The sequence below is a fragment of the Streptomyces thermoalcalitolerans genome (assembly GCF_039525155.1).
GTDB lineage: Bacteria > Actinomycetota > Actinomycetes > Streptomycetales > Streptomycetaceae > Streptomyces > Streptomyces thermovulgaris.
In genome coordinates this window covers 157,435-169,809 of the sequence record NZ_BAAAHG010000001.1, presented here as the reverse complement: position 1 = coordinate 169,809, position 12,375 = coordinate 157,435, and the positions used below count along the sequence as shown (strand labels likewise).

Genomic DNA, 12,375 nt, shown 5'->3' with positions numbered 1-12,375 from the left:
TTTCTCTGTCGGGATGCTGCGCCGGGCAGGGCGCAGAAGAAGTGAACAGCGGTCGTCTTGCGGCTGTGGCGTGTGCTACTCGCCGACGTCGTCGAGTGATGCGTCCGGCGTCCGGGCAGCGGAAGCAGAGGGAGTCTCTTCCTCGTCGTTCGCCGGTGAGATCTGGTGGAAGCGGTGGAAGTCACGGCCCCAGGAGCGCCTGACACTGCCCTGGAGCGCCTCGTCCTGCCAGTGGCAGAGCTGTTCGGCGAGCAGGCCGTAGTCCAGGGGGATACGGGCGTTGCGCAGCAGCAGCACCATCTCGCGCAGCCGGCGGCCGAGCATGTCGAAGTCCACCGAGGTCCCGATGCGTACGAACCGGGTTCGGACGGGTGAGTCGGCATGCACCCCGCGGTCGGTCGCCCGGTTGTCGGCCGACGGGCGGGCCGGCTCGTCCTGCGCTCCTGTCCCGCCGTCGGCGAGCCGTCGTACGGCGCGGCCCAGGGACCAGCCGGAAACGTGCATGGGGTGGTCCCGAATGGACTGCTGATGGAGCGCCCAGAGAGTCACGGCAAGGTGGACCGCACGCTCCTCACGCTCTTCCTGCTGTTCCTGCCGGAGCCTGATCCTGTGCGATAGATGCGGCGACGGATCGCTGCTGCCGTGGTCTTCCAGCCTGCGCTGTTCCCGCAGTCGGACGAGATCGTCCAGGTATTCCAGGCCCCAGCTGGAGGGTGAGGTGTAGAGGTCGCGGCCGGCCTCTCGGCGCAGCCGGGCGACCGCGGCGACCGCGGCTGCGTCGTTCTGGCGGTAGCCGCTCTGCAGCCGGTCGACGGTCCTCTGGGCGACGGAGCGGGGCACGGAGGGACGGCGCTTGTCGTCATTGCCCTGCTTCGATGTGGCGAGAGCGGGCTCGGTGTGTGGTGTCGTGGTCGTCATCGTGCGCTCTCCGCGCGGTCGGGGTCGGCGAGGCGAGGGCCCGGCAGGGTCTGTACCGGGGCGGTGGCGGGCCGGCTCGGCGGGCCCAGGACCTTGTACAGGCGGGCTCTGAACCACTGTTCGGCACGGCCGCTGTCCATCAGCTGGCTGCCCTGTCCGGGGACGTCGATCATGCGCCCTTCGTCCGCGGCGGGGCTTGCGGAGTCGAGCAGCTGTCGGCCGAGCCGTTCGAGATGCTCGCGGACCGTCTCCCGCCACTGTCGGCGAGCCGTCTCCAGGTCCGAGAAGTCCAGCAGGTCCTTCAGCCATTCCCGGTAGGGACCGTCCAGGGCGCCGAAGCCCAGATCGCGGGCAGCGGCGACGGGAGCTGTCGGGTCGCTTCCCGCGGCGCGCGCCAGGTTGCCGGCGAGCTGGCCCAGAGCGCCCACGGCCAGCTCGGCGTCGCTGACCGCGTCGACGGCGGCGGCGCCGTACACCGGGTTCGCCTCGTGCAGGGTGATTACCGGCAGGAACACGGAGTCGTCCACGATCTCGTCGATCACGGACTGCTGCGTGCCGTAGACCGCACCGACCAGGCGCAGCCTGACCAGGGTCCCGGGAGAGAACTCACTGGTCGTGATCACTTGCGTCAACCAGCGGGTGATGCCGGACCGCAGCACCCGGTCGGGTTCGCCCCGCTTGCCGCCGTCCGTCACCTGCCTGCGAGCCGGGAGCAGGGAACCCAGCCCGCGCCAGGCCGCCCTGCTCGGGTCGTGCCGCAGCGGTGTGTACACCGGGCTGCGCCCCTGCTTCTTCTCTTGCGTCTCGCTGCGCCGCCAGCTTGACATCGGCTCCAGCTTCCACGGCGCCGCCAGGACCAGCGGGTCGCCGTAGCCGAGCACCACCCCGGTGACCGCGCCGCCCTCAGCGTGGAGCCGGATCCTGCGGGACTGCCAGGTGTACAGGTCGCGAAGACCTGCGGGCCGGGCCGGGCCGCAGGTGCCGTCGCGCTCACCGGGGCCCGGCGGGACGGGGCGCCGCCAGACCGGCATGTCCTCCTCGGAGGTGTCCCAGTCCGTCCCCGTCTCCTCCAGGGCAATGAGGTTGAGCAGCAAGGTCTCGCGCAGCGTCTTCCCCTCGGCGAGGACACCACCGAGGTTGCCCAAAGAGCCCACCCCCAGCGGGTAGACCTTGCCTGCCTTTCCTCGCTTGTCGCCGACCATGGCGGACTTGATGCCGGAGGTGTCGTAGGCGTGGGCGTGCACGAGCCACCGGGCGGCCTCCGCATACGACAGCGTCTCGACACCGGGCTGCCGCATGGTGAAGAAGGGCTCCCCCACCGGCACATCCGCAACGATCCGGGCGAGCGGCGCGATCTCTCCTTTTTCTGTGCGTAGGTCGGCGACTTGGTAGAACGGCCGCTCGGGGTGGAAGAGATCGAACCGGTCCCGGTGGCGAGCAAGGTAGTCGGCCACCGGCGCGAACGGCCGGGGCGACACCCACAGGTCCTCCCAGTCCTCGATCTCGGCCGGACCGTCCAATGCGTCGTACAGGATCGCCAGCAACAGCCGCAGCAAGGCGATCTCCTGCGTGGGTACGTCCCCCACCAGCCGCCGCAGCCCATCGGCTTGTTCGAACAGATCGAGAAGGGAGACCTCCTCCACCGTTCCGTCCGCGCGCTGCACCGGCAACCATGGCATGGACACCAGGTCGAAGGACGGCGGACCGTCCGCCCCGGAACCCTGTGCGCTCACCACGCCGGCCCCGGCAGATGCCGTACGGCTTGCGACAGCAGTACCGGAGCCGGCTCCGGCCGCGTGCTCACCCTGCTCACGCATACCCCCCTCGTGGGATTCGTCGTCCTCCGGTGGCGCCTGCGCGCCTTCCCCCGCTGCACCGTCCCTGACCGCGGGCACGCCAGGAGACGTCACCCGCAGGCCGTCGGCACGGCTGTAGGTGAGCTGAAAGCCTGCCAGACGGCACTGACAATCGGCGTCGAGCACGAGAATCAGCTCCCCCGCCAGCCACGGGCAGTCCTTTGCCTGCCAGGCGGGAACCATGAACTGCTCCAGCTCGGCGATCGTTTTGTCGATCAACCATGGCGAGCTGAAACGACCCGGCAGAGTGAGCGCGCTCGCGGCCACCGCCTCGGCGGCGCGCCTACTGGGAGCGAAGTCGGTCGGCAGCTCCAGTCCACCTCGACCCCCCTCGTGGCCGTCGTCCAGCCACGGCACCGTGGTCAGCCGACCGTCGGCCTGCCGCTGAACGACCAACACCTCGAGCGTCTCCGCACTGTCACGTACCTGGGCGCGTCCCTCACGGGTGTCATCCGCGTCACCGGCGGCGGCCTCCAGCCATCCGTACACCGGCCGCCCCGGTCGCCCGACCGGACCGAGGAGGAAACTGCCGGCCTTCTCCCGCTTCTCGGCGAGCAGTTCCTCATGCGCCTCCCGCAACTCGCTCAGCTTCTGCGCCCACGTCCGTGGACCGACGGGCTGCTCGCCGTAGGCCGTCTGCACCAGCGGGCTGATGTCGCCAGGCAGCTCCAGAGCCGCGCCATCGAGGTACGGCTCCAGCACGGCAAGGGAGCGCAGCAGGACGTACTCGCTCCGGTACACCGCGCACGTTCCCTTGACCGGCTGCGGTGGCGTCGCGGACCAGTCCACTCCGGTGATCAGGCAACGCGGTTGGGACAGGCGCCGTGGCCGGGGACGCCGGTGCCGGTGCAGACGTCCCATCCTCTGCAGCACCAGGTCCACCGGAGCCAGATCCGTCACCAGCAGATCGAAATCGATGTCGAGCGACTGCTCCGCCACCTGGCTGGCCACGACCACATGGCGGGCGGGACGCTCCTTCCCGTTCGGGCCGAACCGGCGCAGCAGCTCGGCGTCCTTCGCCGCCCGGTCCGCGGCGAGGAAGCGTGAGTGCGCCACCGTGACCGCGTCCTCGCCCAGGCGCTGCCGCAATATGTCCGCGGTCTGCAGGACCCGGTCCACGGTGTTGCGCACGACCAGCGCGCAGCCGCCGTCGGCCAGCTCCCGCTCAAGGCGGTCGGCCAGCACCTCCAGGTCGTCGTCCAGCCGCTCCAGTGCCACCTGTGTTCGCCGGCCGGAGGCAGCCGACGGCCGTGTCGAAAGAACCGGCTGTCCCGAACAGACGGCAGTGATCAGGGGATAGGCGTCGACGTTCGTCTCCACGCCGTCCGCCGCCGGACCGGCGTAGGCGGCCACCAACGCACGACGCCGCTCCTGCGGCAGCGTGGCCGACAGCAGCACCACCGGAACCCGGTACGCCGCCAGCCACTCCAGCACACGCTCCAGGTAGCGCCCCATGTAGGCGTCGTAGGCGTGCACCTCGTCGATCACCACGACCTTGCCCGCCACAGCCAGATGCCGCAGAGCCAAGTGACGGCTCTTCAGTCCGGCGAACAGCACCTGGTCGATCGTCGCTACCCCGAAAGACGCCAGCAACTGCTTCTTGCGACCGCGCAACCACTGGTGCGCATGCAGGACGGAAGGCTTGGCGTTCGCTTCACCCTGCTGGTGTCGTTCATCCGGATCAATACTGAGGAGGGACGGCTGCCTCCGGCGCAGGAGGCCTGCCCACAGCCTGTTGAGTGCCGCCTTGGCGTGGGCCAGGACGACCGTAAGACGACGGTTTTCCTCCTCCGCGTCAGCGGGGAGCTGTTCCAACCACTCCAGCAGACGAGGGAACATGGCGTCCCCCGTAGCACGCGTGGGCAGGGCCACCAGCACCCCGCCGGCACCGGACCGCGCCGCCAGAACCTCTGCGGCAGCCAGTGCCGCCTCGGTCTTCCCCTCGCCCATGGGGGCCTCGATCACCAGCAGCCCCGGCTCGGGCATGGAGCGCGCCGCCTGCACGGCCTCGGACTGAACCGGCCGGATCGCCGAGCCTTTGAGCTTGGGGAAGCGCCGGGCGAACAACTCGACGGGGGAGTGCTGAGGTTCCTCGGGACTCCACGGCTTGGGCAGATCCAGCTCGTCCCAGGCGGTACGGAGCCTGCGCTGCTCGCCCAGCGGCCCCGACGGCTGCCAGCTCTCCGGATCGTAGGGAAACAGCTCGGGCGCACTGGCGATCCAGTCCGCAAGGATCACCACTGCTGTCAGAACCACTTGCACCGTCTGCGGCAGCCGGACCTGCCCCCACTCCGGCAGTCTGCTCCTGGCCCCGGTCGCCTGGGCGTAGGCGTCCATCAGCTCGTACTGGACCTGACGCCATACGTTCTCGCTCGGTCCTGGATGCCGCAGCAAGTGCGGACGCAGCTGCAGATCGTGAATCTGCTGATGATCGGGCGGTACTCCATGGTGACCACCCGCGACGACCGCGAACTGTCCGGACGCACGGCCACGCAGACCGAAGCGTTCCGCCATCCACTCCTGCAGCAGCAACTGTCCGGCCAGTCCGTGCGGGGCCAGTCGACGGTCCTGGCCGTACTCGCGCGCCATGGGCATGTCGAGGCCGACGTCTCGCATCGCCCCGGCCAGGGACTCGACCTGACACGCGAAGGCAGGGGTGGCCTTCCCCACGTCATGGACGGCAGCCAGAAAACGTACGAGGACATACGCGTCCGCCTCACCGGCGGGCAGGGCCTCGCCCACCAGTGTCCGAACGGACCGAGGCAGCCAGTGCTGCCACAGCAGCCCGGCGACTGCCCCGCTGTCCGCCATGTGACGCCACAGCGGAAGCCAACTGTCCGTCTTCCGCTCGTGCTTCGCCCACACCTGCCGCGTGGCTACCGACAACTGGTCGAGCGGCAGCAGAACGTGGTCCAACCATGGACTCGGGCGTTCATGAGACATGCTTGTCCTCTTTCTGTGCGGACAAAGCGACAAAAGGGGTCCGGCCTGCGGATGGCGTGGTAGTGGGCTGTCAACACAAACGGGGTGGAGGGCTGCGGAGCGTTCACCGCAGGACGGCGGTGAACGCTCCGCAGTACCTGCGTGTCAGGCGAAGCGCCAGCCTGCCTCGCCCGGCCGCAGCAGAAGCACCACCATCACGACCACCAAAACCCATACCCATGGCGCGAACGGAAAGGGCAGGCACCCGCAAAGCGCGGACAGGGAGGGGGATGTGGCGGACGAGGCGGCCGTGGACGGAACGGCGGAGAGCATCACCATCAGCAGCCCCTGCCAGAACGGCTCCGGCGGAGGGGTGGAGGCATGAGCTGCCAGGTTTCCAGTGCTCACGTAGACTTCCTTTCGTCCTTGAGTCGAGGACAGACCGGACCCGCTCTTCCCGGTGACGCGGGAAGTTGATACGCGGGTCCGGTCGTTTTTGGGCATGGGAGCCACACGGGCTGTAGTGCCCAACTTGCTTACGGTGGCAGCCTACTGGCTTGCTGGGCAGCTTGTGTGTTGCTCAGAAAAAAGCCTGTTGCTATCCCTGCCCTTGGAGAAACCAGCTTCTCAGTTGCCAGCTCTGAAGTATCAGCCTCTCAGCCCTAGGCTGGCTCTTGACAGCGCACCGCCATCTCAACCCCGCATAGGGCGGGGAGCACTTTGGAGACCCAGCTTCTCAAGGGCCACCCCTGCAGGCGCAGGGACTCGCGGTCACGGTCGGAAGACCCTGCCGGGTGATCGCGACAGCCAACCGACCTGTATGTATGCACAAGCAGTTGGTGCCGACTCTCAAGGAGAGAGCGCAGCAGGGAACCTGCGCACGCAGGACGACCGTGTGCCGCAGGTTTGCACAGTACGGCATGAGAGAAGCGTACGCATTGGGATCGGCCGTCGTCGGGTCATCTCGGTCCTGCTCGCGGCGACGACCCGCAAAAGTGGCCTTGATCTGGCGATGTCCGTCGTTCCGACGCCGTGGCACAAACCGCGGGCCGTGCATGATCCGGACGGACATCTGCTGAAGTCGGCGTCATCGGTCGCGCTCGGCGGTAACAGACGTAGTCCATCGGATGGGAGCCCCGAAGTGTCCGATGACGCGTCATGGGAAACGCGCGGCGCTCCACGATCCTGCTGACGGCCGTGCGATCCGCCCCGCTCAAAGACCGAGAGCGCGAGCGTACGGCGAGGAGCCGGGGGACGGAACGGGATCCGGGGAGAGCCCCAGGAGCCGGGCGGCGGTCGATACGGCGTCCCGGGTGAACAAGGCGCAGGCCAGGGGGAGAGCCAGAGGGGCCGGGGACGGGGACGGCGGTGTGCCGGGCGCGGGCTGTTCGGGTTCCTCATGCATGAGGGAAACGTCGCCGGTGGCGGTGGAAAGGTGATGGAGTGAGGCTTCAGCCTCCGGCGCCGTCTCCACGGCCGCAACACTTCGTGCTCGTACTCCCGCCGTGCTCGCCCGCGGTCCCGTCCGTTCACAGCGCCCCGAGCCGTCCGTGCCGTTCACTGTGCCCGTGCGTCGGTGCGGGGTGGCCGGGACGGTGGGCGGATCTCCTGCCCCTTCGCGACGACGAGGCGCACAGCTCGCAGTGCCGTGATGTCGCGCAGCGGATCGCCCTCGACCGCGATCAGGTCGGCGCGCAGACCGGCTGCGATCCGGCCGGTCAGCGTCTCGACACGCAGGGCGCGGGCCGCCCGGGATGTCGCGGCCTCCAGGATTTCCGCAGGCGGCAGACCGAGCCGGGCCATGCCGATCAGACCCTCGACATACGCGTGGTGGGGCGCGCCGTCGGTGCCTGCGTCGGTGCCGGCGATGATGGGGATGCCCTGCTCGTACAGGGCCGGCAGGGCGGGCAGCCGACGCGGGTCGTGCCGGTCCCGGCGCGCGGTGAAACGGACGCTGATGGTCGGACAGACGTGGACACCGCGCGCGGCCAGGCGGCGCAGCAGGTCGTGGTCCGGGGCGATCGCGCCGGACGCGTCGAGGAAGCTGCAGTGCTCGATGGTGTGCACTCCAGCCCGCAGGGCAGTCGCTATCCCCTCCGTGCCGTGCGCGTGCGCGGCGACAGGAAGGCCCGCACGGGTGGCCTCGTCGACGATTGCCGCGAGCTCCCGCTCCGGGAACTGCTCCTGCCACGAGGCCGACCCCTGCGTCAGCGCGCCCCCGGTCGCCATGACCTTGATGACGTCGACACCGGCGCGAGCCTGATCCCGTACCGCCTGCCGCAGTGCCTGTTCGCCGACATGGGCGCCGCCCATGAACCAGCAGTGGCCGCCCGGCACGGTCAGCGGAGCCCCCGACACGATCAGTTCGGGCCCCGGAGCGAGGCCCGAACCGATCGCGTCGCGGACGCGCACCCCGAGGCCGCCGGGCGCGCCGAGGTCGCGGGCGGTGGTCACGCCCGCGGACAGCAGCTCGGACGCGTTGCGCAGCATCAGCGCATACAGCTCGTCGTCGGAGGCGGCCCGCATCCGGTCCATCGCTCCGGGCGCGCCGTCCAGCGCCAGATGGACGTGGCTGTCGATGAATCCGGGCAGCAGCGTCAGTGGTCCCAGCTCCACATGCTCGCTCTTCCGCCGCAGCTGCCGCGGCACCTCGCGATCGGGCCCCGCCCACCGGATCAGCCCCCCGTCCACCAGCACGCCGCCATACCGGATGCATCTGCCGCGCTCGCCGGTGACCAGCCGGTCCGCCGTATAGAACCTCACCAGGGTCTCTCGTTTCTGCCGGGGGCGCGCCGGCGGTTTCCGGGCGCGCCCGGAATTCCCGGGGGCGTACCGCTCAAGGCGCGGGCGGGGCCGCGCTGCCCGCCCCGAGCCGCCTGCCGTCAGTAGGTGCCCAGACCGCCGCACACGTTCAGGGCCTGGGCCGTGATGGACGCGGCCAGGTCGCCGGCGAGGTAGCCGACGAGGCCCGCGACCTCCTCGGGGGTCGAGTAGCGGCCGAGGGGGATCTTCGCCTGGAACCTCGTCAGCACCTCCTCCTCCGTGATGCCCCAGTGCGCCGCGTAGCCCTGGCGCACCCGGGCCGCCATCGGTGTCTCCACATAGCCGGGGCAGACCGCGTTCACGGTGATGCCGGACTGGGCGAGCTCCTTGCCGAGCGCCTTGGTGAAGCCGATGACGCCGTGCTTCGACGCGGAGTACGGGGCGGCCAGCTCGACACCCTGCTTGCCCCCCGTGGAGGCGATGCTGATGATGCGGCCGTGGCCGCGCTCCAGCATGCCGCCGTGGGACAGCACCTCGCGCGTGACACGGAAGACGCTGTTGAGATTGGTCTCGATGACCGCCTCCCACAGCTCGTCCGGGAGTTCGGCGGTCACGCCGCCACCGCCCCGCCCGGCATTGTTGACGAGGACGTGGATCGGCCCGTAGCGGTCCACAGCGGAGCGGACCAGGCGCTGGACGTCCGGCTTCGACGTGACGTCGGCGGGGACGCCGTCGACCTCGAAGCCGCGACTGCGCAGCTTGTCCACGACGGCGGTGACCGTGTCACTGTTCCGGCCGCACAGGAACACCGCGTGCCCCTGCTCCGCGAGCAGTTCGGTGACGGCGAGGCCGATGCCGCTCGTGCCACCGGTGACCAGCGCGACCCGCCGGTTCCCCGCCTGCGCGTTCTTGCTCCGGGCGGCTGCTTCTGCCACTGCCATGGGGGTTCCTCTCACGACGATTTCACGACGATTTCACGACGACTTTCACGGAGGGTCGGATGCGGTGCGCTCGGGCGCCGCAGGGCGGTGCCGGGGCCTGCGGGGTGCGGCGCACCGGGGTGTTCACGGCGCGGGCCGGTGCAGCACATGCCGCAGTACGCGTTCGATCTCGGCCGCCGGGTCCGGGTGCGCCCCGGCGGAACGCCAGGCCACGAACCGGTCGGGCCGCACCAGGGCGGCCCCGTCGGGGCCGATGCCGTACGCGGCGGCGAACGCCCCGTCGGTGTCGAGCAGTCCGGTGCCGGGGCCGACGCGGTGCACCTGGACGACGACGCCGAGCGTGTTCGCCGCGGCGGCGGCGCCTTCCGCCCACGCTGCCCCGTCCGGCCCGGTGAACAGGACGAACGCATGGCCGAACAGAGCGGTCGTCGAGGTGGCCGAGCCGTCCGTGCGGGTGAGCGGGACATACGGGGCGTGGGATCCCGGCCGGCCGGTGGGCCGGGCGGGGTCCTCGAACAGCTCGCCGTCGTCGTCGGGTTCGGTGAGTACGGCGCCCTTCGGGAAGCGGTAGCCGAACGCGATCACCGGCGGCGGCAGTGGTTCGGCCAGGGACCCGTCGGCGAGCTCGGGCGAGATCCGGTCCACGAGGTTGGCGAACTGCTGCTCCACCAGTTCCGAGGCATACGGACGGCGTTCGGCGTCGTGGCTGTCGAGCAGGGCGTCGCCCGCCGTGCCGTTCAGCACGGCCGCGAGCTTCCAGCCCAGGTACAGCCCGTCCAGATAGGCGGTGTTGCCGCCCATGCCGCCGGTCGGCGGCATCACGTGCGCGGCGTCGCCGACGAGCAGCACACGGCCCTCGCGGAAGCGCTCGGCGACCCCGCAGGAGATCTCCGTGTCGCCGATCTCCTCGATCTTCAGGGGGGTGTCCGGGATGCCGAGGTCGGCGCGGATCTGCGCGGCGACGGTGTCCTCGCTCGTCCACCAGCCTTCCGGCAGTTCGGGCGTGAGGTCGCGGAAGTACCCGTACAGGCCGGGGATCTCGGTGTTGAACAGGACCGCGCGGCCCACGTGCAGCGCGGTGAAGCGGCGGCCGTCGGCGGCGCCGTCCGTGTGCGACAGCGGCTCGCTCAGATCGGCCTCGAACAGGACGCGCAGCACTTTGCCCACCGTGCCCCGGCCGCGCATCTTGATGCCGAGGGACTGCCGGATGCCGCTGCGCCAGCCGTCCGCGGCCACCAGATACCGCGCTCGGATCACGCGCCGCTCGCCGGTCTTCGTGTGCTCGGTGACCGCGGTGACCGTGTCGGCGTCCTGGGTGAGTGACGTCAGCCGGGTCGAGAAGCGCAGCCGTGCGCCGAGCTCCGTAGCCCGGGCGGCGAGCACCGCCTCCACGGTGGACTGGCTCGCGGTGCCCCAGTCCTGCGGGGACACATGCCGCATGCTCAGCTGGTCGCCGCTCAGCAGCGTGCGCAGCACCGGGCCCGCCAGGGTTTCCGCGACGACCATGTGGAAGTCGCTGCGATACGCGCGCCCCCGCTCCCGCACGGTCTCGGCGACGCCCGCGATGGCCAGCGCCTCCATGGTGTGCGGGTACTGGCCGGTGGCCTTCACCGCGGTCGATGTGCTCGGGTGACGCTCGACCACCAGCGCCGGTACGCCGTGCAGGCCGAGGAAGACCGCGGTGCTGAGACCGCCGGGGCCGGCCCCGGCGATCAGGACGGGCACGGTCTCGTCGGGTTCGGGACCGGGCAGGGGCGCGGGCGGCGGTGTGCCGGTCGAACCGGGCTGTTCCGTTCTCCGGGTCATGGCATGGGCTCCCTCGGGGTGCGGGCTCGGGGACGGCTCAGGGGACGAGGACGACACGGCCCAGCTGCGAACGGCTCTCGAGGATCCGGTGGGCCTCGGCCGCTTCGGTGAGCGGCAGGGTGGTGTGCACGGCGACACGCAGGCCGCCGGACGCGACCAGCCGGACCAGCTCCGCACGCGCCTGTGCGACCCGTGCCGGGTCGGCCTTCGCCCACGCGTCGAGTGAGGTGCCCACCACGTAGGTGAGACCGAGGAGTTCGGTCATCGTCACCTTCGCGACCTCGCCGTCGGCGCCCGCGAAGCCGTAGTAGACGAGCCGCCCGTACGGCTTGAGCAGTTTCAGGCCGTCCTTGAACACGGCACCCTCGACGCTGTCGAGCACGGCGTCGACGCCCTGGCCGCCGGTGAGTTCGCGGACTGTGTCCGCCCAGCCCGGACGCCGGTAGCAGACGACGTCGTCGGCGCCGTGCGCGCGGACGAAGTCGGCCTTGGCGGGCGAGCCGACCGTGCCGATGACCCGGTCCGCGCCGCGCAGCTTCGCGAGCTGGGTGACGAGGTGGCCGATCGCACCGGCCGCCGCGTGCACGAGCACCGTGTCGCCCTTGGCGATCCGGGCCGCGTCGAGGACGCTCCACGCGGTCTGCGCGGTGGAGCCGAGCGCGGTCGCGGTGGCCGCGTCGATGTCCTCGGGCACCGCAAGGGTGCGTTCGGCGTCGGCGACGACCTGGTCCGCGTACGCGGCGGGCACGCCGAACGCCGTGACGCGGGTGCCGGGCGCGGGCCCGTCGGTGCCCGGGCCGAGCGCCTCGACCCGGCCCACCACGTCACCACCGGGCCGGCCGGGCAGCGGGGACGGGAACGGAGCGGTGCCGCCGCGCAACTGCGTCTCGATGAAGTTGACGCCGACGGCCTCGGTGCGCAGAAGCAGTTGGCCCGGGCCCGGCGTGGGCACCGGGGCGTCCTCGACCCGCAGGACGTCGGGGGAACCGTGCTCGTGGTAGCTGATCAGTCGCATGGGACCTCGCGGTGCGGTGAGTGGGAGTGAGGGGCGGGCTCACGGTGCGGCGGGTACGGCGCCGGGTGTCGCGTACCGCCCGGGTCCGCCGTACGCGGCACCCGGAGGCGGTGCCGGGCGGGTACCCGCGGTGCGGTGGCGCGTCCGGGTGCCG

General features: G+C 70.8%; 7 protein-coding genes. All 7 read right to left on the bottom strand.

Translation table 11 applies throughout. The features are described 5' to 3' along the window. Positions 1 to 75: 75 nt before the first annotated feature. Positions 76 to 918: a type I-E CRISPR-associated protein Cse2/CasB gene (casB, locus tag ABD224_RS00695; RefSeq protein ID WP_344045513.1), complete on the bottom strand. Its 843-nt coding sequence runs from the start codon at positions 916 to 918 to the stop codon at positions 76 to 78. Then, positions 915 to 5,717, bottom strand: a complete 4,803-nt coding sequence (casA, locus tag ABD224_RS00690; RefSeq protein WP_344045510.1) for a type I-E CRISPR-associated protein Cse1/CasA — start codon at positions 5,715 to 5,717, stop codon at positions 915 to 917. The genes casB and casA overlap by 4 nt, the downstream gene beginning before the upstream one ends. A 144-nt stretch (positions 5,718 to 5,861) precedes the next feature. Beyond that, positions 5,862 to 6,104, bottom strand: a complete 243-nt coding sequence (locus tag ABD224_RS00685) for a hypothetical protein (protein ID WP_344045508.1) — start codon at positions 6,102 to 6,104, stop codon at positions 5,862 to 5,864. Between the two features lie 1,149 nt (positions 6,105 to 7,253). Next, positions 7,254 to 8,459, bottom strand: coding sequence for a metal-dependent hydrolase family protein (locus ABD224_RS00680; protein WP_344045506.1), 1,206 nt, complete (start codon positions 8,457 to 8,459; stop codon positions 7,254 to 7,256). Positions 8,460 to 8,578: 119 nt separating this feature from the next. Next, a complete protein-coding gene (locus ABD224_RS00675; protein ID WP_344045504.1) occupies positions 8,579 to 9,400 on the bottom strand; it encodes an SDR family NAD(P)-dependent oxidoreductase in 822 nt (273 codons plus the stop codon). A gap of 123 nt (positions 9,401 to 9,523) precedes the next feature. After that, positions 9,524 to 11,206, bottom strand: a complete 1,683-nt coding sequence (locus ABD224_RS00670; RefSeq protein ID WP_344045502.1) for an FAD-dependent monooxygenase — start codon at positions 11,204 to 11,206, stop codon at positions 9,524 to 9,526. A 37-nt stretch (positions 11,207 to 11,243) separates the two neighbouring features. Then, the gene (locus ABD224_RS00665) at positions 11,244 to 12,221 is read right to left on the bottom strand and encodes a quinone oxidoreductase family protein (protein ID WP_344045500.1); all 978 of its coding nucleotides are present in this window, start codon (positions 12,219 to 12,221) and stop codon (positions 11,244 to 11,246) included. Positions 12,222 to 12,375: the final 154 nt, after the last annotated feature.

Coding starts and splice junctions, on each gene's coding strand:
- ABD224_RS00670 (WP_344045502.1), bottom strand. CDS start 11,206: ATGACCCGGAGAACGGAACAGCCCGGTTCGACCGGCACACCGCCGCCC.
- casB (WP_344045513.1), bottom strand. CDS start 918: ATGACGACCACGACACCACACACCGAGCCCGCTCTCGCCACATCGAAG.
- ABD224_RS00665 (WP_344045500.1), bottom strand. CDS start 12,221: ATGCGACTGATCAGCTACCACGAGCACGGTTCCCCCGACGTCCTGCGG.
- casA (WP_344045510.1), bottom strand. CDS start 5,717: ATGTCTCATGAACGCCCGAGTCCATGGTTGGACCACGTTCTGCTGCCG.
- ABD224_RS00675 (WP_344045504.1), bottom strand. CDS start 9,400: ATGGCAGTGGCAGAAGCAGCCGCCCGGAGCAAGAACGCGCAGGCGGGG.